General features: G+C 67.2%; 22 protein-coding genes. 16 read left to right on the top strand and 6 right to left on the bottom strand.

Translation table 11 applies throughout. From position 1 onward, the window contains the following. The first annotated feature begins 29 nt into the window (after positions 1 to 29). From AHIS1636_RS03230 to nrdR, 10 genes are all read left to right on the top strand, one after another. The gene (locus AHIS1636_RS03230) at positions 30 to 734 is read left to right on the top strand and encodes a purine nucleoside phosphorylase YfiH/LACC1 family protein (RefSeq protein ID WP_264794372.1); all 705 of its coding nucleotides are present in this window, start codon (positions 30 to 32) and stop codon (positions 732 to 734) included. Next, on the top strand, positions 731 to 1,495 hold the full coding sequence (locus AHIS1636_RS03225; RefSeq protein ID WP_264794371.1) for a YggS family pyridoxal phosphate-dependent enzyme: 765 nt from the start codon (positions 731 to 733) through the stop codon (positions 1,493 to 1,495). Before AHIS1636_RS03230 ends, AHIS1636_RS03225 begins: the two co-directional genes overlap by 4 nt. Positions 1,496 to 1,539: 44 nt before the next feature. Further along, positions 1,540 to 2,073, top strand: coding sequence for a cell division protein SepF (locus tag AHIS1636_RS03220; protein WP_264794370.1), 534 nt, complete (start codon positions 1,540 to 1,542; stop codon positions 2,071 to 2,073). Positions 2,074 to 2,145: 72 nt separating this feature from the next. Next, positions 2,146 to 2,436, top strand: coding sequence for a YggT family protein (locus AHIS1636_RS03215; RefSeq protein ID WP_262104244.1), 291 nt, complete (start codon positions 2,146 to 2,148; stop codon positions 2,434 to 2,436). Positions 2,437 to 2,582: 146 nt separating this feature from the next. Continuing rightward, positions 2,583 to 3,269, top strand: coding sequence for a DivIVA domain-containing protein (locus tag AHIS1636_RS03210; protein WP_264794369.1), 687 nt, complete (start codon positions 2,583 to 2,585; stop codon positions 3,267 to 3,269). A gap of 130 nt (positions 3,270 to 3,399) precedes the next feature. Beyond that, entirely contained in the window at positions 3,400 to 4,041 is a 642-nt protein-coding gene (gene lspA, locus AHIS1636_RS03205; protein ID WP_264794368.1) for a signal peptidase II, read from the top strand. After that, on the top strand, positions 4,034 to 4,969 hold the full coding sequence (locus AHIS1636_RS03200; RefSeq protein WP_264794367.1) for an RluA family pseudouridine synthase: 936 nt from the start codon (positions 4,034 to 4,036) through the stop codon (positions 4,967 to 4,969). The genes lspA and AHIS1636_RS03200 overlap by 8 nt, the downstream gene beginning before the upstream one ends. 57 nt (positions 4,970 to 5,026) lie before the next feature. Further along, complete coding sequence (dnaE, locus tag AHIS1636_RS03195) at positions 5,027 to 8,569, top strand: DNA polymerase III subunit alpha (protein ID WP_264794389.1); 3,543 nt, start codon at positions 5,027 to 5,029, stop codon at positions 8,567 to 8,569. A gap of 44 nt (positions 8,570 to 8,613) precedes the next feature. Then, the gene (gene hisD / locus AHIS1636_RS03190; RefSeq protein ID WP_264794366.1) at positions 8,614 to 9,999 is read left to right on the top strand and encodes a histidinol dehydrogenase; all 1,386 of its coding nucleotides are present in this window, start codon (positions 8,614 to 8,616) and stop codon (positions 9,997 to 9,999) included. 82 nt (positions 10,000 to 10,081) lie between these two features. Beyond that, complete coding sequence (gene nrdR / locus AHIS1636_RS03185; RefSeq protein ID WP_264794365.1) at positions 10,082 to 10,582, top strand: transcriptional regulator NrdR; 501 nt, start codon at positions 10,082 to 10,084, stop codon at positions 10,580 to 10,582. Between the two features lie 29 nt (positions 10,583 to 10,611). Here the strand turns inward: nrdR and ppgK are convergent, their stop codons facing one another. Next, positions 10,612 to 11,427 (bottom strand): polyphosphate--glucose phosphotransferase, encoded by an 816-nt coding sequence (gene ppgK / locus AHIS1636_RS03180; protein ID WP_264794364.1) that lies wholly within the window; start codon positions 11,425 to 11,427, stop codon positions 10,612 to 10,614. Between the two features lie 53 nt (positions 11,428 to 11,480). Continuing rightward, a complete protein-coding gene (map, locus tag AHIS1636_RS03175; protein WP_264794363.1) occupies positions 11,481 to 12,359 on the bottom strand; it encodes a type I methionyl aminopeptidase in 879 nt (292 codons plus the stop codon). A 78-nt stretch (positions 12,360 to 12,437) separates the two neighbouring features. On the opposite strand from map, the gene AHIS1636_RS03170 reads away from it, so the two are divergent. Beyond that, positions 12,438 to 12,602, top strand: coding sequence for an SPOR domain-containing protein (locus AHIS1636_RS03170; protein ID WP_264794362.1), 165 nt, complete (start codon positions 12,438 to 12,440; stop codon positions 12,600 to 12,602). Here AHIS1636_RS03170 and AHIS1636_RS03165 read toward each other — a convergent pair. From AHIS1636_RS03165 to panB, 3 genes are all read right to left on the bottom strand, one after another. Continuing rightward, positions 12,599 to 13,957 carry a hypothetical protein gene (locus AHIS1636_RS03165; protein WP_264794361.1) on the bottom strand — a complete coding sequence of 453 codons (1,359 nt, stop codon included), beginning with the start codon at positions 13,955 to 13,957 and terminating at the stop codon, positions 12,599 to 12,601. The two genes, AHIS1636_RS03170 and AHIS1636_RS03165, sit on opposite strands and share 4 nt — an antisense overlap. Then, positions 13,950 to 14,222 carry a hypothetical protein gene (locus tag AHIS1636_RS03160; RefSeq protein ID WP_264794360.1) on the bottom strand — a complete coding sequence of 91 codons (273 nt, stop codon included), beginning with the start codon at positions 14,220 to 14,222 and terminating at the stop codon, positions 13,950 to 13,952. The genes AHIS1636_RS03165 and AHIS1636_RS03160 overlap by 8 nt, the downstream gene beginning before the upstream one ends. A gap of 110 nt (positions 14,223 to 14,332) precedes the next feature. Then, positions 14,333 to 15,199: a 3-methyl-2-oxobutanoate hydroxymethyltransferase gene (gene panB, locus AHIS1636_RS03155; RefSeq protein WP_264794359.1), complete on the bottom strand. Its 867-nt coding sequence runs from the start codon at positions 15,197 to 15,199 to the stop codon at positions 14,333 to 14,335. Between the two features lie 151 nt (positions 15,200 to 15,350). Between panB and AHIS1636_RS03150 the strand changes: the two genes are divergently transcribed. The 5 genes from AHIS1636_RS03150 (at position 15,351) to AHIS1636_RS03130 (ending at position 22,431) form a co-directional block, all read left to right on the top strand. Next, positions 15,351 to 16,691, top strand: a complete 1,341-nt coding sequence (locus tag AHIS1636_RS03150) for a glutamine synthetase family protein (RefSeq protein WP_264794358.1) — start codon at positions 15,351 to 15,353, stop codon at positions 16,689 to 16,691. 11 nt (positions 16,692 to 16,702) lie between these two features. Further along, on the top strand, positions 16,703 to 19,720 hold the full coding sequence (locus tag AHIS1636_RS03145; RefSeq protein ID WP_264794357.1) for a bifunctional [glutamine synthetase] adenylyltransferase/[glutamine synthetase]-adenylyl-L-tyrosine phosphorylase: 3,018 nt from the start codon (positions 16,703 to 16,705) through the stop codon (positions 19,718 to 19,720). 38 nt (positions 19,721 to 19,758) lie between these two features. Beyond that, positions 19,759 to 21,240 carry an amino acid ABC transporter substrate-binding protein/permease gene (locus AHIS1636_RS03140; protein ID WP_264794356.1) on the top strand — a complete coding sequence of 494 codons (1,482 nt, stop codon included), beginning with the start codon at positions 19,759 to 19,761 and terminating at the stop codon, positions 21,238 to 21,240. Next, entirely contained in the window at positions 21,237 to 21,965 is a 729-nt protein-coding gene (locus tag AHIS1636_RS03135; protein ID WP_275116360.1) for an amino acid ABC transporter ATP-binding protein, read from the top strand. The genes AHIS1636_RS03140 and AHIS1636_RS03135 overlap by 4 nt, the downstream gene beginning before the upstream one ends. A 133-nt stretch (positions 21,966 to 22,098) precedes the next feature. Continuing rightward, complete coding sequence (locus AHIS1636_RS03130; protein WP_264794355.1) at positions 22,099 to 22,431, top strand: cupin domain-containing protein; 333 nt, start codon at positions 22,099 to 22,101, stop codon at positions 22,429 to 22,431. 125 nt (positions 22,432 to 22,556) lie between these two features. Here the strand turns inward: AHIS1636_RS03130 and glnA are convergent, their stop codons facing one another. After that, the gene (gene glnA / locus AHIS1636_RS03125; protein WP_264794354.1) at positions 22,557 to 23,981 is read right to left on the bottom strand and encodes a type I glutamate--ammonia ligase; all 1,425 of its coding nucleotides are present in this window, start codon (positions 23,979 to 23,981) and stop codon (positions 22,557 to 22,559) included. Positions 23,982 to 24,155 lie beyond the last annotated feature (174 nt).

Here is a 24,155-nt window from a genome sequence, read left to right as displayed (position 1 = left end):
GAGGTCTGCTGCACGGAGGAGGTCCGGCAATGTTTTGGTGGCGGGAACAGGTCGACGACGGGTTGTGGGTCGGGTTCACGGACAGCACCGCCGGAAACCTGGCGCTGCACGTCGGCGATGATCCCGGGACCGTGGGGCGGCACCGACGGGCCCTCGAGTCTGCCTTGGGGATCGGCGACGGCGGCCTGCGGTTCATGAACCAGGTCCATTCCGCCAATGTGGGGACGGCACGCCCGATGGAGCCGACCGAAGGTCCCGCCGAGCTGGACGCGTTGGTGGCCCCCGGCGGCGATGTGCCGCTGGGGGTCATGGTCGCGGACTGCCTTCCCGTGGTCTTCACGGCCAATACCGGCCATGGGTATGCGACCGGCGTGGCCCACGCCGGCCGCCGGGGACTGCTGGACGGCGTCCTCGTGAATACGGTCCGTCGGCTGGAGTCCGCCGGCGGATCGGGTCTGCGTGCATGGATCGGCCCGGCCATCTGCGGGCGGTGCTACGAGGTTCCTGCCGCCATGCAGGAGGAGGCGACGGCGGCCCTGCCCGAGCTGCGTTCCGAAACCTCGTGGGGAACACCCGCCCTGGACCTTCCCGCCGCTGCCGCCGCACAACTGGCTTCCATGGACGTCGCCGTGCATCGGGTCGACGCGTGCACCCTGGAACACCCGCAACTTTTCTCTTACCGAAGGGACCACGCCACCGGCCGGTTCGCAGGCCTCGTCTGGACGGAAGCATGACGGACGCAGAACGGAAAGACCAGCTTGCGGCGAACCTGGCGCGGGTGCGGGAGAGGATCGCCGCGGCCGCTGCCCGGCGCTCCGGCCCGGCCCCGGAACTGATCGTCGTCACGAAGTTCTTCCCTGCGTCGGATGTTGCCGCGCTGGCGGATCTGGAGGTCCGGGACGTCGGGGAGAACAGGGACCAGGAAGCTGCCGCGAAAGCCGCGGAGCTGGAAGCCTTGCCGGCCGCGGCCGGCCTGCGATGGCACTTCATCGGCCAGCTCCAGACGAATAAGGCGAAGTCGGTCGTGCGGTACGCCCACGCGGTCCACTCGGTCGACCGTTTGTCCCTGGTCAAGTCGCTCTCCAAGGCGATGGCCGCGGAACAGGCCCGGCGGGCGGAACACGGAGTCCGGCCGCGGGGGGATCTGCTGGTCCTGCTCCAAGTGGACCTGGAGAACCGGCCGGCGCAGTCAGGCGCAGGATCCTCGGGGCGTGGCGGGGCCCGCCCGGAAGACATCGAGGCCCTTGCGGCCGCGGTGTCCGCGGCCGAGGGGCTGGAACTGGGCGGGCTGATGGCCGTTGCCCCGCTGGGAGCGGACCCGGCCGAGGCCTTCTCCAGGCTAATGGAGTATTCCGCCGAACTGCGCCGCACACACCCCGCGGCCGGGATGGTTTCGGCGGGGATGAGCCAGGACCTCGAAGCGGCCGTCGCGGCCGGGGCGACACACCTGCGTGTCGGGTCAGATGTGCTCGGACCGCGACCGCCCTTGATGTAGCGTTTTGGCAGGAGCAGTGGTGAAGACACGATTAGGAGCAGACCATGGCTGGCGCTTTGCGCAAGACAATGATCTACCTCGGGCTCGCAGACGGTGACGAGCAGTACGAGGCCGAGCAGAATGAGCCTGCCAGCAGGGAACTACCGGCCAGGGAGGAAGAAGCTCCCGAGCCCGCGCGCGAAGAGCGCCGGGCCGAGACCCCGCCTGCTCCGGCGAAGCCGGCCGCTGCCGAAGAGTACCGTGCCCCGGTGACGCCCATCAAGCGCGCCCCATCATCCCGCGAGGAGTCGAACGTGCTGCGTCAGATCACGACGGTCCATCCCCGCTCCTACAACGATGCCAAGGTCATCGGTGAGAGCTTCCGTGACGGGATTCCCGTGATCATGAATGTGACGGACATGGGGGAGGCGGACGCCAAGCGGCTGGTCGATTTCTCGGCCGGGCTGGTGTTCGGGCTGCATGGAAGCATCGAGCGGGTAACCAACAAGGTGTTCCTGCTTTCGCCCGCGACCATGGAGGTACTGGGCGAGGACAAAAAGGCCAGCGAGCAGCAGGCGACCTTCTTCAACCAGAGCTAGCGCCGGAGGCTGCCGCTGAGGCAGTATTCGTGAAGTACCTGCACCTTCAACGCTAGGAATCGTGGAACCGGCGTGTCCATCATCTTTGTTCTGCTCTATCTCGTCCTCATGCTGTTCCAGCTTGCGCTGATCATCCGTATTGTCTTCGACGTCGTCCAGACCTTCGCGCGCCAATGGCGTCCGAGGGGCGTCGCCTTGGTCACTGCCTCCGGTATCTATGCCGTGACGGATCCGCCGCTGAAGGCCCTGCGCCGGATGATTCCGCCGCTGCGGATCGGCGGTTTTTCTCTGGACCTGGCCTTCCTGGTCCTCTTCATCGTGACCAGTATTGCGCTGGCCATCATCGCCGGTCTGGCGCGCTGACACGCGGTTATGCTTCGGTGCTGAAAAGTTATACGCTGACTTTCAGAGGCAGTGAATGTAACGTGTCAGGGAATCTTTTCGCTACCGTTGTCATGAACGCGTTCGCATGTATTCGTGATCTACAAGAACCAGTATGAGGTGACCACATGGCTCTGACGCCTGAAGACGTTGTCAACAAGAGGTTCCAGCCGACTAAGTTCCGTGAAGGCTATGACCAGGACGAGGTCGACGACTTCCTTGACGAAATTGTCGTAGAGCTGCGCCGGTTGAACCAGGAGAACGACGAGCTGCGCAAGAAGCTCGCCGAGGCCACCTCAGGCCGGCCGTCGACGGCCAGCGTCCCCGCTCCGGTTGCCGCCGCGCCGAAGGTCGAAGAGCCGGTGAAGGAAGAGCCGAAGGAGCCGGTCAAGGAAGAAGCCAAGGCCCCGGCACCCGCACCTGCTCCCGCCGCCGCGCCTGCACCGGCGGCATCCGCACCGGCCGCCGCCGCTGCGCCCTCCGGCCACGCCGCCACTGCCGAGTCTGCCGCCGGCGTGCTCGCCATGGCCCAGAAGCTGCACGACGAGTACGTCAATGCCGGTGTGGAACAGCGCGACAAGATCATCGCGGAAGCCCAGATCGAAGCCAGCACCCTGGTCAACGACGCGCAGGAGAAGAGCCGCAAGACCCTCGGCGCCCTTGAGCAGCAGAAAGCCGTCCTGGAGCGCAAGCTCGAGCAACTGCGCGGATTCGAGCGGGATTACCGTTCGCGCCTGAAGGCCTACATCGAGGGCCAGCTGCGGGACCTCGAGGCACGCGGTTCTTTCGCGACGCCTGACATCAAGGATTCCTAGACCACTGCGAATGTGAGCGCCGTGCCGCGGGCATGGATGCAAATGGCCGGTGCCGGGGCTGCCCCTGACACCGGCCATCGCCGTACTGCCGCTTACGTCCCTGCCCGCCGCCCTGCCGCCCGAAGGAACCATGTCTGAACCAACCCCCGCCGACCAGCCGCCTGCCGACCGCAGCGGCGGAACCGCCCGCCCTCCGGCGGGCAAGAGCGGCGCCGCCCGTTTCGTGCTGATCCTGGCTGCCTGCGCCGGCTTTGCGTACGGCCTTGACCAACTGACCAAAGCCTGGGTGGTGGGCACGATGTCCGAGGGAGACATCATTCCGGTCCTGCCGCCGCTGCTGCACTGGCACTTCATCCGCAACTCGGGGGCTGCCTTCTCTATCGGCGAGGACTACACCTGGGTCTTTACGATCATCATGTCGGTGGTTGCGGCGGCCATTATCTTCTACGCGGGCCGCATCCGGTCGCTCTGGTGGTCCGTGGCGCTGGGGTTCCTGCTGGGCGGCGTGCTTGGCAATCTGACCGACCGCCTGTTCCGTGAACCCGGTTTCGGCGTCGGCCATGTCGTGGACTTCATTGCCCTGCCGAATTTCGCCATCTTCAACATCGCCGACTCCGCCATCGTCGGCTCGGTCATCCTGTGGTGCCTGCTAACGCTGCGCGGCATCGGCATGGACGGCCGGCGGGTCACGGACGGGAAGGACGAGGACGGCGTCGACAGAACCCGTCGCGACCGCCCGCAGGAGCCGTCCCAGGGGCAGGACAGTGCCTGAGCAGATTTCGGCATTCACCCTCGGGCCGGAGACCGCCGGCAAACGGGTGGACGCCGCCCTCGCGCAACTGCTGGGAATCTCCCGCTCCTCGGCGGCGGCCTGGTGCAGCGGCGGCCACGTGACGATCGCCGGGCGCGTCGTCGGCAAGTCCGAGCGGCTCCCGGACCACGGCGAGCTGCGGGTCAGCCGCCCTGAGGAACGTGACCCGCTGGCCGTGGTCGTTGAGGACGTGGAGGACATGAAGATACTTGGTGACGAGGACGACTTCGTCGTTGTCGACAAGCCCGTCGGGGTAGCAGCACACCCGTCACCCGGCTGGGTGGGGCCGACGGTGGTCGGGATCCTGGCGGCACGCGGGTACCGGATCTCGACCTCCGGGGCAGCCGAACGGGCTGGCATCGTCCACCGCCTCGATGTCGGCACGTCCGGGGTCATGGTGGTGGCAAAGACGGAGCATGGCTACACGCTGCTCAAGCGTGCCTTCAAGGACCGCTCGGTGGAAAAGGTCTACCACGCTTTGGTTCAGGGCCTGCCCGATCCGCTGGAGGGGACCATTGACGCCCCTATTGGCAGGCACCCCGGCTATGACTGGCGGTTCGCCGTCGTCGAGGACGGACGCCCCTCGGTGACGCACTACAAAGTCCTGGAGGCCTTTGGACGGGCCACCCTGGTGGAGGTCCATCTGGAAACCGGGCGGACCCACCAGATCCGCGTGCATTTTTCCGCCCTGCGCCACCCGTGCGCGGGCGACCTGACCTACGGGGCGGACCCCAAGCTGGCGGCCGAGCTTGGCCTTACACGCCAATGGCTGCATGCCAAGAGGCTCGGCTTCACGCATCCCGGCACGGGCGAGTGGGTCGAATACGAAAGCGACTACCCGGCTGACCTGGCCTATGCCGTCGAGGCGCTGGCCGAGCATCGGGTCTGATGGCGAGGCGGCTCGGGCTTACCCGGGCCCGCCGCCTAGAATGTTTTGGTGGCAACAGTGACTAGCTCTAAAACCGGTACGGGAAACTTCGTACATCTGCACAACCACACCGAATACTCGATGTTGGACGGGGCCGCCCGCCTGACGGACCTGTTCGACCATGCCAAGGAACTCGGCATGGAATCCGTGGCCACCACGGACCACGGTTTTGTCTTTGGCGCCTTCGACTTCTGGAACAAGGCCCGAAACGCAGGTGTGAAGCCCATCATCGGCGTCGAAGCGTACCTGACGCCGGGAACCGCCCGGCAGGACAAGACGCGTGTGCGGTGGGGCGACGGCGGCCGCAACGACGTTTCGGGTGCCGGAGCCTACACGCACATGACCATGTGGGCGGAAACCACCGAGGGGATGCATAACCTCTTCCGCATGTCCTCGCTCGCCTCGCTCGAGGGTTACCTCTACAAGCCGCGCATGGACCGCGACCTCCTGCAGACCTACGGCAAGGGCCTCATCGCCACCACCGGCTGTCCTTCGGGCGAAGTCCAGACGAAGCTGCGCCTGGGCCTCTACAAGGAGGCGATGCAGGCGGCGTCGGACTTCCGCGACATCCTCGGGACGGAGAACTTCTTCTGCGAACTGATGGACCACGGCCTGGACATCGAGCGCAACGTCCAGGCGGACCTGATCAAGCTGGCGCGTGAGCTGAAGCTGCCGCTGGTGGCCACGAACGACCTGCACTACACCCACGCCGAGGATGCGAAGTCGCACGCGGCGCTGCTGTGCGTCCAGTCCGGCTCGACGCTGGCGGACCCCAAGCGGTTCAAGTTCGACGCCGACGAGTTTTACCTGAAGTCCCCGGCCGAAATGCGCGCAATCTTCCGGGACTACGAAGAGGCGTGCGACAACACGCTGCTGATCGCCGAGCGCTGCAACGTGGAGTTCAACACCGCGGCCAACTACATGCCGCGATTCCCCTGCCCGCCGGGGGAGAACGAGGAATCCTGGTTCATCAAGGAAGTCGAAGCCGGGCTGCACTACCGGTACCCCGATGGCATTCCCGACGAGGTGCGCAAGCAGGCCAACTACGAAATCGGCGTCATCTCGCAGATGGGCTTCCCCGGCTACTTCCTGGTGGTTGCGGACTTCATCAACTGGGCCAAGAACAACGGCATCCGGGTAGGCCCGGGACGTGGCTCGGGCGCCGGTTCCATGGCCGCGTACGCCATGCGGATCACCGACCTGGACCCGCTCAAGCACGGGCTGATTTTCGAACGCTTCCTGAACCCGGACCGCGTGTCCATGCCCGACTTCGACGTCGACTTCGATGATCGTCGCCGCTCCGAAGTGATCAAGTACGTCACGGAGAAGTACGGCGACGAACGCGTGGCCATGATCGTCACCTACGGCACCATCAAGGGCAAGCAGGCCCTGAAGGACTCCTCACGCGTGATGGGTTACCCGTTCTCCGTGGGGGAGCGGCTGACCAAGGCGATGCCGCCGGACGTCATGGGCAAGGGCATTTCCCTCCCGGATGTGCACAATCCGGATGCGCCGCGCTACGGAGAGGCCGAGGAACTGCGCGAGCTGCTCAAGTCCGACCCGGACTCGGCTAAGGTCTTCGAGACTGCCCTGGGCCTGGAAGGGCTGAAGCGGCAGTGGGGCGTGCACGCCGCCGGCGTCATCATGTCCTCCGACCCGCTGATCGACATCATCCCGATCATGCGCCGCGAGCAGGACGGCCAGGTCATCACGCAGTTCGACTACCCGACCTGCGAGGGCCTCGGCCTGATCAAGATGGACTTCCTCGGGCTGCGGAACCTGACGATCATCTCGGACGCCCTGGAGAACATCAAGCTCAACCGCGACGAAGACCTGGTCCTGGAAGACCTGGACCTCGACGACAAGGCGTCCTACGAACTGCTCGCCCGCGGTGACACCCTGGGCGTCTTCCAGCTCGACGGCGGTCCCATGCGGTCGCTGCTGAAGCTGATGCGCCCGGACAACTTCGAAGACATTTCCGCCGTGCTGGCGCTGTACCGTCCCGGTCCCATGGGCGCCAACGCGCACACCAACTACGCGCTGCGCAAGAACGGGCTGCAGGAGATCGTTCCGATCCATCCCGAGCTGGCCGAACCGCTGGAGGACATCCTCGGCGGCACCTATGGCCTGATCGTGTACCAGGAGCAGGTCATGGCCATCGCGCAGAAGCTTGCGGGCTACTCGCTGGGCCAAGCGGACATCCTGCGCCGCGCGATGGGCAAGAAGAAGAAGGCGGAGCTGGACAAGCAGTTCGCCGGCTTCTCCCAGGGCATGAAGGACAACGGCTATTCCGACGCCGCCATCAAGACCCTGTGGGACATCCTGCTCCCGTTCTCCGACTACGCGTTCAACAAGGCCCACTCGGCCGCCTACGGGGTGGTCTCCTACTGGACGGCGTACCTGAAGGCGCACTATCCGGGCGAGTACATGGCCGCCCTGCTCACGTCCGTCGGCGACGACAAAGACAAGCTGGCGATGTACCTGAACGAGTGCCGGCACATGGGCATCACCGTGCTTCCGCCCGACGTCAACGAATCGAGCGTCAACTTCACTCCGGTCGGCAAGGACATCCGCTTCGGCATGGGCGCCGTCCGGAACGTCGGAGCGAACGTCGTCCATGCGATGGTCGGCGCCCGCGAGGAGAAGGGGCATTTCGCCAACTTCAGCGACTTCCTGCAGAAGGTCCCGGCGGTTGTCTGCAACAAGCGGACCATCGAATCCCTGATCAAGGCCGGCGCGTTCGATTCGCTCGGGCACCCGCGCCGCGCGCTGGCCATGGTGCACGAAGAGGCCGTGGACTCGGTCATCGTGCTCAAGCGGAACGAGGCGGCGAACCAGTTCGACCTTTTCAGCGCCTTCGACGACGGCGGCGAGGCCGGCGGTGCGCTGGCGGTGGAGATCCCCGACCTGCCGGAATGGGAAAAGAAGGACAAGCTGGCGTTCGAGCGCGACATGCTCGGCCTGTACGTCTCCGACCATCCCCTGCAGGGGCTCGAGGGCCTGCTCAGCCAGCATGCGGACATGTCCATCACGTCGGTGATCAGCGACGAGGGCCCGGCCGACGGCTCCATCGTCACGATCTCCGGCATGATCACCTCCCTGCAGCGCCGCATCGCCAAGAACAGCGGCAACGCCTACGCCCGCGCCGAGGTCGAGGACCTGGGCGGCTCGATGGAGGTCATGTTCTTCGGGCAGGTCTACGGTCCGATCTCATCGATCCTGGCCGAGGACCTGATCGTGGTGGTCCGCGGCCGCCTGCAGCGCCGCGACGACGGCGCCGTCACCCTCAACGCGCAGGAATTGACGGTTCCCGACCTGAGTGACGGCCATTCCGGCCCGGTCGTCATTTCCATGGCCAGCTTCAAGGCCACCGAAACCATGGTCTCGTCACTCGGGGATGTCCTGCGGACGCACCCGGGGACCACCGAGGTCCAGGTGAGGCTGAACAGCTCGCGCAAGATCGAGGTGATGAAGCTCGGCGTGGACCTCAGGGTCAACCCGACCCCCGCGCTATTCGGCGACCTGAAGATCCTGCTCGGACCCGCCTGCCTCGATGTATGACGCGGTCATCCGGGCCTGGGTCCGCGCTTACGTAGAATAGAACCGTGACTGCTGCGACCAACCCCGATTCATCCTTCGCCCTGCCCGTCCTCGACCTGCGCGGGCGGCGGCTCGGCCCGGCCGAGCTGAAGGCCGCCATGCCGCGTGCCGAAACCACTTTCGATGTGGCCTCGCACGCGGTGGAAGAGATCATCGGCAGCGTCCGGAGCCGCGGCTTCGAGGCCCTGGCGGAGCTGGCGCAGCGCTTCGACGGCGTCGAGCAGGCGCACCCGAAGGTTCCCGCGGAGGCACTGGAAGAGGCCCTGGCGGCACTGGATCCCGCGGTCCGGGCCGGCCTCGAGGAGTCGATCGCCCGCGCCAGGACCTTCGCCGAGGCGCAAAAGCCGGCAGACGCCGTCGTCCCCATTGCCGACGGCGCCACGGTGACGCACAAGTGGGTTCCGGTGGCACGCGTCGGGCTCTATGTCCCGGGCGGACTTGCCGTCTATCCCTCGTCGGTCGTGATGAACGTTGTTCCCGCGCTGGCCGCCGGCGTCGGGTCGATCGCCCTCGCGTCGCCCCCGCAAAAGGACTTCGGCGGCCTTCCGCACCCCACGATCCTGGCGGCAGCGCGGCTGCTGGGCATCGACGAGGTCTACGCGATCGGCGGCGCCCAGGCGGTCGCGGCCTTCGCCTACGGGGTGCCGGCCAGTGACGCCGGGCCTGCGCTGGAGCCGGTGGACGTCGTCACCGGCCCGGGCAACGTTTTCGTCGCCACTGCGAAGCGGCTGGTGAAGTCCGTCGTCGGCATCGACGCCGAAGCCGGGACCACGGAGATCGCGATCCTCGCGGACGAGACCGCCAGCCCGGCCTTCGTCGCCGCGGACATGATCAGCCAGGCGGAGCACGACCCGCACGCGGCATCCGTCCTGGTCACCGATTCGGCTGCCCTGGCCGATGCGGTGCGCGCCGAACTGGCAGTGCAGGCGGCGGCCACCCGTCACGCCGAGCGGGTGGCGCAGGCGCTGACCGGTCCGCAGTCGGGCATCATCTTCGTGGACGACGTCGAACAGGGCATCGCCGTGTGCGACGCCTACGCTGCCGAACACCTTGAGATCCACACGCGGGACGCGGCCGCCGTGGCAGCGCGGATCCGCAATGCCGGGGCGATCTTCGTCGGTGACTACAGCCCGGTCAGCCTCGGCGACTACTGCGCGGGCTCGAACCATGTCCTGCCTACCAGCGGAACGGCCACGTTCGCCTCGGGCCTGAATGTCACGACCTTCCTCAAGGCGGTGCAGATCATCGATTACGGGCGTGCCGCGCTGCAGGAGGTCGGCGGGCATATCGTAGCCCTCGCCCAAGCCGAGGACCTGCCGGCGCACGGGGACGCGGTGTCGGTCCGGTTCCGGGACGCTGCAGCAGCAGCTGCGCCGCCTGCCGGCCGGTAACATACCCAAAGCCTGCCGCTGTGAAGCATTCCAGCGGCCTTAACGATGGATCCGCCAGCGCGGGCCAGGAAGGGAGTGCGGCGTGTACTGTCCGTTCTGCCGCAATGCGGATTCCCGCGTCGTCGACAGCAGGCTGACCGAGGACGGCTCGGCCATCCGCCGACGCCGGCAGTGCTCGGAGTGCGGCCGCCGGTTCACGACGCTGGAGACGACCAGCCTCAGCGTGGTCAAGCGCTCGGGCGCAGGTGAGCCGTTCTCGCGGTCCAAGGTGATCAACGGTGTGCGCAAAGCGTGCCAGGGCCGGCCGGTGACGGATGACGACCTGGCGCTCCTCGCCCAGGAGGTCGAGGAGACCGTGCGTGCCAGCGGCGCGGCGGAGATCGATGCGCACCAAGTCGGCCTGGCGATCCTGGGACCGCTGAAGAAGCTGGACCTGGTGGCATACCTGAGGTTTGCCAGCGTGTACCAGGGGTTCGAATCGCTCGATGACTTCGAGTCGGCCATCGGGCAGTTGCGCTCGGAGACCGAAGCCGCGGCGAAGGCGGGGCCGTCCGGCAAGCAGCGCCCGCTGACCGCGCGGTAGCTGCCGGGGGCGCGGCTGCCTGACACCGGCTACTTGCGGTAGTTGAAGTGGTGCGCGGCCTGCAGGGCGGCGCCGACGATGCCCGCGTTGTTCTTGAGCTCGGCGGGCACGATCTCCGTGGCCAGCTTGAGCTTCGGCAGGAAATCCTCGCTGCGCTTGGAGATTCCGCCGCCCACGATGAAGAGCTCGGGGGAGAAGAGGAACTCCACGTGGGAAAAGTAGCGCTGCAGGCGCACGGCGTATTCGTCCCAGTCGAGGCCGTCTCGCTCCCGCGCGGTGGCCGAGGCCTTGGTTTCGGCATCGAAGCCGTCCAACTCGAGGTGCCCCAGCTCGACGTTCGGGACGAGCTGGCCGTCGAAGATGAAGGCGGAACCGATACCGGTGCCCAGCGTGATCACCAGGACGGTGCCGCCGCGCCCGGCGCCCACGCCGAAGCGCGCCTCCGCGAGTCCGGCGGCATCGGCGTCGTTGATGACCTGGACTTCGCGTCCGAGGCGCTCGCTCAGGAGCCTGTCGACATCCGTCCCGATCCAGCTCGGGTCCACGTTCGCCGCTGAGAGCGCCACGCCGTGCCGGATGATGGCCGGGAACGTCACGCCCACGGGCGCATGCGGCGGCGGCCCCTCGGGGCGCGCGGAGAGTTCCTCGACGAGGGCGGCGACCACTTCGGCGACGGCCTCCGGGGTCGACGGCTTGGGCGTGTCCAGCCGGACACGGTCCCCGACCAGCTTGCCCTTCTTCAGGTCGACGATGCCGCCCTTCGTGCCGGTGCCCCCGATATCGATACCGAGGACAGACCGGGCAGCCTTCTTTGCGGCCTTCCGGCTATCGTCCATCTCGCCCATCAACGCTCCGTCCGTGGTCCGCCGGTCCTGTTTGCGGCCAGCCTACTTGCTGGTCAGGGCAAAGTCAGGATTTCGGCTCCGCTTTCGGTGACCACCAGGGTGTGTTCGAACTGTGCGGTCCGCTTGCGGTCCTTCGTGACGACGGTCCAGTCGTCGTCCCACATGTCCCACTCGATGGTGCCCAGCGTCAGCATCGGCTCAATGGTGAAGACCATGCCGGGTTCGATCAGCCGGCTGTAGGCGGGGGCGGCGTCGTAATGGGGAATGATGAGGCCGGTATGGAACGCCTCGCCGACACCGTGCCCGGTGAAGTCGCGGACCACGCCGTAGCCGAAACGCTTGGCGTAGGATTCGATCGCGCGGCCGATCACGTTGATCTCACGGCCCGGCGCCACCGCCCGGATGGCGCGGTTGAGCGATTCCTGCGTCCGCTCGACGAGCAGGCGGGACTCTTCGTCCACGTCGCCGACCAGGAAGGTGTAGTTGGTATCGCCGTGGACGCCGTCGACGTACGCCGTGATGTCGATATTGATGATGTCCCCGTCGCGCAGCTCGGTGCTGTCCGGGATGCCGTGGCAAATCACCTCGTTGACCGAGGAGCACAGGGACTTGGGGAAGCCCCGGTAGCCCAGTGTGGACGGGTAGGCGCTGTGGTCCAGCAGGAACTCGTGGCCCACCCGGTCCAGCTCGTCCGTAGTCACTCCCGGACGGATATGCTTGCCCACCTCGACGATCGCCTGCGCGGCGATCCGGCTGGCGCGGCGGATCCGCTCGATGGTTTCCGCGTCCTTGACCTCGGAACCGGTGAATTTCGCCGGCGCCGGCTTCCAGGCGTACTCGGGCCTCGGGATCGACGACGGAACCGGGAGGACCGGGCTGACGGTGCCTTGGACAAGCGTGCCCAAGGGTGCTGTTGTTGCTGTGTGGGGCATAGTATCGATCTTATAGCCCGGCGCCGCTGCAGCGGCCAATCCGGTCGGCTTGCGCCGGCCCCAAAGGAAGGGACACAGATGCCGGAATACTGGTTCAACGTGGTCACGCACCAGGTCGAGGTCGGGGCGCAGTCAGACTGGACCCAGCTGATCGGGCCCTACGAGACGCGGGCCGAGGCCGAAAAGGCGCTGGAAAAGGTCCGCGAACGCAACGAGGCCTGGGACTCCCAGGACGAGGACTAACCGCCTTCTCCGGCCACGACTGCCTCCCTCTCGACCACGGCCTGGCGCGAGAGCACTTCGATCACGATGACAATCACCACGACGCTGGCTGCCAGCGTCACTACTACGGCTGCGGTTGGGTACGACCAGAAGATCAGGATCAGTGCCGCGACGGCGACGACGGCGGCCTCCAGGATCCGGCGGTGGCGGGCCAGCCAGTGCTGCCACCGTTTGGCCGGTCCGGAGCTGATCCTGCCGTTCACGAAGTCGGCACCATTGGTGAACCCTCTGCGTACGGCGCGGGCAGCGCCCGAGGGGCCGCTCAGGAAGGCAGCCAGCGCAATCACCAGGCCCAGCACGAACACCATTCGCACCGTGGTCCGCAGCGGCACCAGGAGAGTGTCGATCAGCACCTGGGCGGCGCCGGGAGAGATGGCATCGGGCGGGATCGAATTGAGCAGGTAGCCGCGTCCGATGGCCAGCCCGATGGCCAGCAAGGCCATGGCCACGCTGAAGGCGAGCCCGGCGTAGATGACCGCCCGCCGCCGCCTGCTGCGGGGCGCGGCGGCCACGGCGCCGGCGGCACAGGCCAACGCGGCCCAGGGCAACACCTCGGCCGCCGTGTTGAGCGCGCTGACGGCCCGCTGCGCCCGGACGAGCGCCGGGGCCTGGAAGAGGACAATCTCAGCATTGACGGCGGGGATGTTGCGGGCGAACCCCACGCCCTTTTCGAGCAGCACGCTCTTGACCCGCTCAATGATGGGAGCAACAGACAGCGTGACCGTGCCGGCCTGATCGATCGTGACCGCACCGTCGTTCTCCCGGGTCAGGAGCGCAGCCAGCCTCTGGTGGGCCCTCCGGTTGGCCTGGATCCACAGGTCGTCGAACTGCTCGGTGGCCACCAGCCTGGCGGTCGTGTCATGGATCAGGGTCGTGGCCTGCTCCGCAATGACCGGCGCCAGGCCGGTGACGTATGGAGCCACCCGGGGAGTCGCCTCGGTGACGGCGGCCAGGGCCTGCCGCGTGAGCCCCTCGATATCAACCCTCGAGGTGATTTGTTCGGTGACCTGGTCCGCTATTTCCGCCTGGATGACCGGATCCGACGACAGCGGCGCGACGGTAGCCACGTAGCGGTCGGTATCCAGCACTTCGCTGCGCAGGTAGGCGGCGGCCACCGCTGCCATGGTGAGCACGCAGGTCAGGACCAGCAGGATCGCTGATGCGACCCACCGCAGGACGTGCGAAGTGGCCCCAGGCCTGGCAGGCGGTCCGGGCTCCGCCCCCACGCGCTCCCTTTTCAGCTCGGCGTTCTCCCGGCGCAGCGCCAGCAGCTCTTCGTATTCCGCAGAGGGCAGCGGCTTGCCAATCTCACTCATGGTGGTGTCCCATCCGCTCACCGTCCCCATGCTCTGCGGCATGGGACTCTTCCAGCCGGCTGCCCGCTTCCGCCGCCGCGGGGGATGCTCCCGTGCGCACCATGAGCAGGATGGGCGCCACCGGCGCCAGGCCCGCCGAGAGGACCAGGAAGGTCCCGCTGCGCAGCGCCATACGGACCGGCCCGCTCCTGGCCATCCGGACGGCCGGGAGGAGTACCGAAGCTGTAATCCGGCTGATCGCTGCGCCGGCAAGTTGGGCAACCATGACCCTTCCAGTGAAGCGCGCGCGGTGGCCCCCGGACTCACCCGCCAAGGATGAGATCAAACGGGCGCCGGCAGGCACCGCGCAGCACTCCGACGTCGGCCGTCGGAAGGCTAAAAACTGTGTTCGCTGCCCGGGAAGGTGCCGCCGCGCACATCGGCAGCGTACTCACGGGCGGCAGTGCCCAGGATCGTGCGCAGGTCGGCGTACTGTTTGACGAACCTGGCCATCTTGCCCCCGCGGAGGCCGGCCATATCCTGCCACACCAGCACCTGGCCGGTGGTGGAACTGCCGGCCCCGATCCCGACCGTCGGCACCCGGAGGGCAGCGTCTACTGACGCGGCAACATCTGCCGGCACCATCTCCATCAGCACGGCAAAGGCACCCGCCGCTTCGAGGGCCTTGGCATCCTCGATGAGCCGGCGGGCATCGTCGCCGCGGCCCTGCACCCGGTAGCCGCCCAGCGAGTGTTCGCTCTGCGGGGTGAAGCCGATGTGCGCCATCACCGGGACGCCCGCCTGCACCACGGCCCGCACGGTGTCCGCGTAGAAAGCCCCGCCCTCCATCTTGACGGCATGGGCCCCGCCTTCCTTCAGGAACCGCACCGAGGTTTCCACCGCCTGCGCTGCGGAGACCTCGTAGCTGCCGAACGGCAGGTCCGCGAGGATGAAGGCGCGCTTTGCGGACCGGCTCACTGCCCGGCACAGCGGCAGCAGCTCATCCACCGTGACCGGAAGCGAGGTCTCGTTTCCGTAGACGTTGTTCGAAGCCGAGTCCCCGATGAGCAGGACCTCGATGCCGGCCTCGTCGAAAATCTCGGCGGCGTACTGCTCGTAGGCGGTCAGCATGGCAAAGCGCCGGCCTTCGTCCTTGGCCTGCTGGAGGTGGTGGATGCGGATCCTGCCGGCCGTCTTGGCCTGCGGGACGGGACCGGTGCCGTAAGGGGCGGGCTGCTCTGCCCCGGAGGTAGGAGAGGTCATGGTTTAGAGCCTAATGGGCCGGTGCTCCGCGGCTCCAGCGTACGACGGCGGCGGGGCGGCTCTGCTGGGCAGGAAACAGGGGGTTCCTTAAGTAGAGTGAGTACTAGCAGGCCGCTTCAGGGCCACGAGGCCAGGCACGGAAAGGGTATCAATGGACCGCCAGCAGGAATTTGTGCTCAGAACCATCGAAGAACGGGACGTCCGGTTTGTCCGGCTATGGTTCACCGACGTTGTCGGCTCGCTCAAATCCGTGGCACTCGCCCCGGCCGAGGTCGAGGGCGCCTTCGAAGAGGGCCTGGGCTTTGATGGCTCGTCCATCGAGGGACTGGCCCGCGTCTTCGAATCGGACATGCTGGTCCAGCCGGACCCGGCGACCTTCCAGATCCTGCCCTGGCGCGGCGAGGCGGAGCAGACCTCGCGGATGTTCTGCGACGTGCTGACGCCGGACGGCGAGCCTTCCGCGGCCGACCCGCGCAACGTGCTCAAGCGTGCCCTGAGCAAGGCAGCGGACATGGGTTTCACCTGCTACACGCACCCGGAGATCGAGTTCTACCTGCTCAAGTCGCAGGAACTCGGGCCGGACGGCGTGCCGGTGCCCGTGGACCAGGCCGGGTACTTCGACCATGTGCCCGGCGGCGTGGCGCAGGACTTCCGCCGGACCGCCGTGACGATGCTTGAGAATGTGGGCATCTCCGTCGAGTTCAGCCACCACGAGGACGGGCCCGGCCAGAACGAGATCGACCTGCGCTATGCCGACGCCCTGCAGACCGCGGACAACATCATGACCTTCCGCACCGTGGTCAAGGAGGTGGCGCTGATGGAGGGGATCTACGCCACCTTCATGCCAAAGCCGTTCTCCGATCACCCCGGTTCCGGCATGCACACCCACTTCTCCCTGTTCGAGGGGGATTCGAACGCATTCTTCGAAGCCGGCGCCGAGTACCAGCTGTCCAAGACTGCCCGGCAGTTCATGGCCGGCCTGCTCAAGCACGCCCCGGAGTTCACGGCCGTCACCAACCAGTTCGTCAATTCCTACAAGCGGCTCTGGGGCGGGGGAGAGGCCCCCAGCTACATCTCGTGGGGCCACAACAACCGCTCCGCCTTGGTCCGTGTGCCGCTCTACAAGCCGAACAAGGGCCAGTCCGCGCGGATCGAGTACCGCGGCATCGACTCCGCAGCCAACCCCTACCTGGCCTACGCCGTCCTCCTCGGCGCCGGGCTCAAGGGCATCGAAGAGGGCTACGAGCTGCCGGCGGGCGCCGAGGAAGACGTCTGGAGCCTCAGCTCGGCCGAGCGCCGGGCCATGGGCCACGACCCGCTGCCGTCCAGCCTGCACGACGCGGTCCGCGTGATGGAGGAATCGGAGCTGGTGGCGGAGATCCTCGGCGAACAGGTCTTTGAGGTCTTCCTGCGGAACAAGCGGGCGGAATGGCATGACTACCGGATCCAGGTCACACCGCACGAGCTGCACCGCAATATCGGCATCCTGTAGGCCGGGACCGCATGAGCCTGAACCGGCAGCTGATTGCCAGCGGCTTCAAGGACCTTGAGAAGAGCACGCGCTTCCTGGCCGCCCGCGAACTGGACGGCCTGGACCGCGGCCGGCTCTTCGAGGGGTTTAGCCAAGCCGCGGACCCGGACCTTGCGCTGGTTTCGCTGGTCAGGCTGCTGGAGCGGCATCCACAGCTGGCCGAGCTGGCCGCCGCGGACGCGGACACCAGCGAGGCGATGTTCCGCCTGCTGGGCGCCTCGGAGGCGCTGGCCGAGTTCCTGCTCCGCCGGCCGGAGCATTTGGACGTGCTGCGGACCAAGACCAGCCCCGAACCGGCCGGGGTTCCGGCGGCGCGGCTGCGTACCTCGCTGCTCGAATCGGTCGGCGCCGACCCCTCCGCCGCCCAGCCGGTCGCGCGGCAGTCCGGGAAGGACGCCTACAGCCGGCTGCGCAGCCGGTACCGGCGGCACCTGGCGGAGCTCGCGATCAGGGACCTCTGCGCGGCCTCGCCCGTGGACTTCATGCCGGCCGCCGGCCGCGAGCTCGCCGACCTCGCGTCGGCGGCCATCGAGGCGGGACTCGCGGTGTCCCGCGCAGAGCTCGCCGAACGTTTCGGGGAGGAGGCCGGGCGGGTGCGGCTCGCCGTCATCGGGATGGGCAAGTGCGGTGCCGGCGAACTGAACTACATTTCCGACGTCGACGTGGTCTACGTGGTGGAGGCGGACGGACTCGACGAGGCGCGGGCGGCGGTGATCGGCACGGCGCTGGCCACGGGCATGACGCGCGCGATCTCCTCGGCCGGACCGGAGCCCGGGCTTTGGGAGGTTGATGCCAACCTGCGTCCGGAGGGCAAGGACGGCCCGCTGGTGCGCACCCTGGAGTCGCACATCAGCTACTACCGTCGCTGGGCCCACACCTGGGAGTTCCAGGCCCTGCTGAAGGCCCGGCACATCGCGGGGGACCGGGACCTTGGCCTGCGCTACGAGGAAGCGGTGGCTCCGCTGATCTGGAGCTCCTCCGAGCGGGAGGGCTTCGTGGAGTCGGTGCAGGCCATGCGCGGCCGCGTCACCGACAACATTCCGGTGCACGAGCGCGGGCGGCAGATCAAGCTCGGGCGCGGCGGCCTTCGCGATGTCGAGTTCACGGTCCAGCTGCTCCAGCTGGTCCACGCACGGGTGGACGAGTCGCTGCGGGTGCGGGACACGACGTCGGCCATCGCGGCCTTGAGCGCCGCCGGCTATATCGGGCGCTCCGATGCCAACGAGTTCGACCGTTCCTACCGCTACCTGCGCGTGCTCGAGCACCGCATCCAGCTGGTGCAGCTCCGCCGCACCCACCTGATGCCGCAGGATGAGGCCGCCCTGCGCGCGCTGGCCAAGTCCTCGCTGGGCTCGCTGTCGATTGGACGGCCGGCGCCGGAGGTACTGCTGCAGCAGTGGCAGCAGACGAAGCGCCGGGTCCGCGAGCTGCACGAGAGCATCTTCTATCGCCCGCTGCTGGCCACGGCGGCGAACCTCAGCGCCGACGAGGTCAGGCTCTCGCCGGAAGCGGCGCAGGGGCGGCTCGCCGCACTGGGCTATCTGGACCCCCGCGGCGCAATGCGGCACATCGAGGCGCTGACGGCGGGCATCAAGCGCCGTGCGCTCCTGCAGCGCCAGCTGCTGCCGGTCCTGCTGGAGTGGATCGCCGACGGCGTGGACCCTGATGCCGGACTGCTCGGCTTCCGCAGGCTCAGCGAAGCCCTGGGGGAGTCCCACTGGTACCTGGGCATGCTCCGCGACTCGAGCTCTGCGGCCGAGCGGTTGTGCCACGTGCTCTCCAGCAGCCGGTTCATCACGGACCTGCTGGAGGTGTCGCCCGAATCGGCAGCGTGGCTGGGCTCCGACAAGGAGCTGGCGCCGCGGAGCTTCGAACTGCAGTGGCAGGAAATCCAACACAAGATGTCCCGCCACCAGGACCCGAAGGCCGCCATGCGGCTCATCCGGCAGATCCGCCGCCGGGAAATGCTGCGGATCGCCATTGCCGACAGCTCGGGCCTGCTGGACCAGAACCAGGTCGGGATCGCGCTGTCCGACGCGGACCGGGCGGCGATCCTCGGCGCCCTGCATGTCGCGGAGGGCGTGGTGTTCGAGGAGGACGATCAGCTGACCCGGGTGCTGGTGGTCGCGATGGGCCGCCAGGGCGGCCGCGAGATCGGCTACGTGTCGGACGCGGACGTCATCTACCTGCACAAGCCGTTGCCCGGCGCGGATCCGGATGCGGCGCAGCAGCAGGCGCTGCGGATCGTCTCGCAGCTTTCGTCGCTGCTGCAGCAGCCGTGCAGTCCGCCCGTGCTCGCCGAACGTCCGCTGGAGCTGGATGCTGCGCTGCGCCCCGAAGGCAAGAACGGCCCGATGGTCCGCTCGCTGGACTCCTACCGGGAGTACTACCAGCGCTGGTCCCTCGTGTGGGAGACCCAGGCGCTGCTGCGCGCCCGGCCGATCGCCGGGGACGACGAGCTGGCGGCCGAATTCATCGAGCTGATCGACCCCATCCGCTACGGCCGCGAGGTCGGGCCGGAGGATGTCCGCGAGATCCGCAGGATCAAGGCCCGGGTGGAATCGGAACGGCTGCCCCGCGGCGCCGACCCGGCCCGCCACCTGAAACTCGGCCGGGGCGCCCTGAGTGATGTGGAATGGCTGGTCCAGCTGCTGCAGCTGCTGCACGCGCACGACCATCCCGGCCTGCGCACCACCGGAACCATGGACGCCCTGGACGCCATCGAGGAGGCCCGCCTGCTGCCGGCCGCCGACGTCCTTACGCTGCGCCAGAGCTGGTCACTGGCGAGCCGGATCAGGTCCGCCAACGTCATCTGGAGCGGGAAGAACGCAGACCTGCTGCCGTCCTCCCGCCGGGACCTGGAGGCGGTGGCCCGCTGGTGCGGCTACCAGCCCGGCCACGGCGGCGCGCTGGAAGAGGACTACCTCCGGCTCACCCGCCGGACACGCGGCATTTTCGAGCGATACTTCTACGGCTTCGGCACGGAGTAGCCTCTTTGGTGACCTAGCGCGCCGCACAGGTGCGTCCCATGAATCCCCAGGAGCTGTTCCCATTGCACATCCTCCAACGTGCCGGCCGGCGTTTGCTTGCGCTGACCGGGCTGCTGGCGGTGCTGGCGCTGGTCTTCGGACCACCCGCCTCCGCCGCCGTCCAGGCCCCGCACAGCGCAACCGGCAAGACCTACGTCATCGGCACTGACACCACTTTCGCGCCCTTTGAGTTCCGCCAGGGCGGCGAGCTGGTGGGCATCGACATGGATCTGCTGCGCGCCATAGCCGAAAAGCAGGGCTTCAAAGTCGAGATCCAGTCGCTGGGCTTCGACGCGGCCCTGCAGGCGCTGCAGTCCGACCAGGTCGACGGCGTCATCGCCGGCATGTCCATCACGGACGAACGCCGGCAGGTCTTCGACTTCTCCGAACCGTACTTCGACTCGGGCGTGCAGATGGCCGTGGCCGAGACGAACACGGACATTTCCTCCTATGAGGACCTCAAAGGCAAGACCGTGGCCGTCAAGCGCGGCAGCGAAGGAGAGGCCTTCGCCAAGTCCATCGCAGGCAAGTACGGGTTTACGGTCAAGCCTCTGGACCAGTCGGCGACCATGTACGACGACGTGAAGGCGGGCAACTCGGTCGCCGTGTTCGACGACTACCCGGTGCTGGCCTACGGTATCGCCCAGAACAACGGACTCAAGGCGGTTACCGAGAAGGAACGCGGCAGCTCCTACGGCTTCGCCGTGAACAAGGGCAACAACCCGGAACTGGTGCAGGCATTCAACACCGGCCTGGCCGAGCTGAAGGCAAGCGGCGAATACCAGCAGATCCTGGACAAGTACCTGGCCGCGCCGGAATCCGCGGGCAAGAGCACCTTCTGGGAGCTGCTCACCCAGAGCCTCCCCGCCCTGCTGAAGGGTCTGGTGCTGACCCTGTTCGCCACCGGGCTCTCCATCGTGATCGCCCTCATCCTGGGCGTCGGCTTCGGCTTCCTCAAGGTCTCCCGACGGGTCTGGCTGCGCGGCATCGCCACCGCTTACGTCGCTATCTTCCGCGGTACCCCGCTGCTGGTGCAGGCGTTTTTCTTCTACTTCGGCCTGCCCCAGCTGACCGGCAGGCCGATGGACGTGCTGACCGCCGGCGTCCTCACGCTGAGCCTGAACGCCGGCGCCTACATGACCGAGATCGTCCGCGGCGGCGTGCAGTCCGTGGACCCGGGACAGATGGAGGCCAGCCGAAGCCTCGGCCTGGGCTACTTCAAGTCCATGCAGAAGGTCGTCATCCCGCAGGCGGTCAAGATCATGACCCCGAGCTTCATCAACCAGTTCGTCATCACGCTCAAGGACAGTTCCCTGCTGGCCGTGATCGGCTTCGCCGAACTGACCTACCAGGGCCAGCAGATCTACGCCTCCAACTTCCGCACCGGTGAGACGCTGCTCATCGTGGCGGCCCTGTACTTCGTGGTGATCACAGTGCTGATCAAGCTCTCCAACATCCTGGATAAGAGGTTCAACAAGTGAGCAAGATTCACGTCGCCGGACTGACGAAGAGCTTCGGCAGCAACGAGGTCCTCAAGGGCCTGGACGTCGATGTGGCTGAGGGCGAAGTGGTCTGCGTTATCGGGCCCTCGGGCTCCGGCAAGTCGACCTTCCTGCGCTGCCTGAACAAGCTTGAGGACATCACCGGCGGGAAAGTGGTGGTGGACGGATTCGACCTCACCGACCCCAAGGTGGACCTCGACAAGGTCCGCCAGCACATCGGCATGGTCTTCCAGCACTTCAACCTGTTCCCGCACATGAGCGTCCTGGAGAACATCATGCTCGCGCCGGTCGAGCTGAAGAAGCTGAGCCGGCCGCAGGCGCGGAACAAGGCGCTGGAGCTGCTCGAACGCGTTGGGCTGGCCAGCAAGGCCGACGCCCGCCCGGCCCAGCTCTCCGGCGGCCAGAAGCAGCGCGTGGCCATCGCGCGCGCCCTGGCGATGAGCCCGGACATCATGCTGTTCGACGAGGCCACCAGCGCGCTGGACCCGGAAATGGTCGGCGAGGTGCTCCAGGTGATCAGGGACCTGGCAGCGGAGGGCATGACCATGGTCGTGGTCACGCACGAGATGGGCTTCGCCCGCGAGGTGTCCGACCGCGTTATCTTCATGGCGGACGGCCTGATCGTTGAGGAAGGCAGCCCGGAGAGCGTCTTCGGCGCCCCGCGGCAGCCACGGACCCGGGACTTCCTGGCCAAGGTGCTCTGAGCGTTCGACGGCGGTGCCTCGCCAACCCTTGGCACCGTCGTCGTACGTCCGGCGTTCCGGATGCCGGACGTTGCCGGCTTCGAGGCCCGGACGGCTAGGCTGGGGCCAGGACCCGATGACAAAGGAGCGCAACATGACCGACATTGAGCTGGTAGCCCGGGAACATCTGGCCGTCGCCGTGGAGGCCCCGCACGGGCGCAGCGCCGCGATGGTGGCGCAGGATGGTCCGTTGCGGCAGACGGTGCTCGCGCTGAAGGCCGGCGCCGTGCTGGGGGAGCACAACGCCCCGGTGGCCGGCAGCGTGTATGTCCTTGAAGGGTCCATCACCCTGGTCTCCGCCGCCGGCAGGATCGTAGTCAATGAGAACCAGCTCGCGCTGGTGCCGCAGGAGCGTCATTCCGTCGAAGCGAGCGAGGACTCGGTCTTCCTGCTGACCGCCGTCACCGAGACGCACCTGTCCGCCTGACTTCACCCGGGGCAGCGGTAGGACCACAACGCATGCATTAAAACCCGAGGGCCCGTGCGGCCTGCCGGTTGGCAGCTACGCACGGGCCCGCGGGCTGCGGCGCCTATTCGCGCCGCGGCCGTTGATCAGCAGCCGTAGTAGAGCTCGAACTCGTAGGGGTTCGGACGCAGCAGCAGCGGGGCAATCTCGTACTCGCGCTTGTAGGCGATCCAGGTGTCGATCAGGTCCTGGGTGAAGACGCCGCCGGCCTGCAGGAACTCGTTGTCGGCCTCCAGCGCGTCCAGGGCCTCCTCGAGGGAGCCCGGAGCCTTCTGGATGTCCTTGGCTTCCTCGGCGGGCAGCTCGTACAGGTCCTTGTCGATCGGATCGGCCGGCTCGATGCGGTTCTTGATGCCGTCGAGGCCCGCCATCAGCTGGGCGGCAAACGCCAGGTACGGGTTCGAGGAGGCATCCGGGGCGCGGAACTCGATGCGCTTGGCCTTCGGGTTGGAACCGGTGATCGGGATGCGGATGCCGGCCGAGCGGTTGCCCTGCGAGTAGACCATGTTGACCGGAGCCTCGAAGCCCTTGACCAGGCGTCGGTAGGAGTTGACCGTCGGGTTGGTGAAGGCGAGCACAGCGGAGGCGTGCTTGAGCAGGCCGCCGATGTACCAGCGGGCGGTGTCGGACAGGCCGGCGTAGCCCTTCTCGTCGTAGAACAGCGGCTCGCCGTTCATCCACAGCGACTGGTGGCAGTGCATGCCCGAGCCGTTGTCGCCGAAGACCGGCTTCGGCATGAAGGTCGCGGACTTGCCCCAGGCGTCGGCCACGTTCTTGACGATGTACTTGAACTTCAGCAGGTCGTCCGCGGCGTGGACCATGGTGTCGAACTTGTAGTTGATCTCGGCCTGGCCGGGTGCGCCGACCTCGTGGTGGGAGCGCTCGACCTCGAGGCCGACGGCGTCCAGCTCCACGCAGATGGCGTCGCGGAGGTCAGCCTGCTTGTCGGTCGGTGCGACCGGGAAGTAGCCGCCCTTGACCGAAGTCTTGTAGCCCTGGTTGCCGCCCTCTTCCTTGCGGCCCGAGTTCCAGTGCGCCTCGATGGAGTCCACCGCGTAGAAGGAGTGCTCCGGGCTGGACTGGAAGCGGACGTCGTCGAAGATGAAGAACTCTGCTTCGGGAGCGAAGAACGCGGTGTCGGCGATGCCGGTGGAGGCCAGGTAGGCTTCGGCACGCTCGGCGACGCCGCGGGGGTCGCGGTGGTAGGGATCGCCGGTGCGGGGGTTCACGATGGAGAAGTTCAGCGCCAGGGTCTTCTCGACGCGGAACGGGTCGATGAACGCCGTGGTGACGTCCGGGATGAGCTGCATGTCGGATTCCGCAATGCCCTGGAACCCGCGGATGGAGGAGCCGTCGAACAGCTGTCCGTTGACAAAGAAGTCCGCGTCAACCGTCTTGGCCGGCACGTTGAAGTGCTGCTGGACGCCGGGCAGATCGGTGAAACGGATGTCGATGAACTTTACATCTTCGTCCGCGATGTACTTGAGGACTTCGTCCGCATTGTTGAACATCGGGCATGCTCCTTACGCATTCATGGGGTATCCGCCGGCTGCGACACGGGCGCCGGCAACAGTGACCAATGTAGGACCACGGAATTTCCCGTTGGTGTCGCAAATGTTTCCGGCAGGTTACTTGTCAGGGCCGACCCGTCAAGACTAGCGCGCCGCCGGCCGCTGCGCCGACCG

The sequence above is a fragment of the Arthrobacter mangrovi genome, assembly GCF_026011795.1.
Lineage (GTDB): Bacteria > Actinomycetota > Actinomycetes > Actinomycetales > Micrococcaceae > Crystallibacter > Crystallibacter mangrovi.
This window is presented reverse-complemented; position numbering and strand designations above follow the sequence as displayed.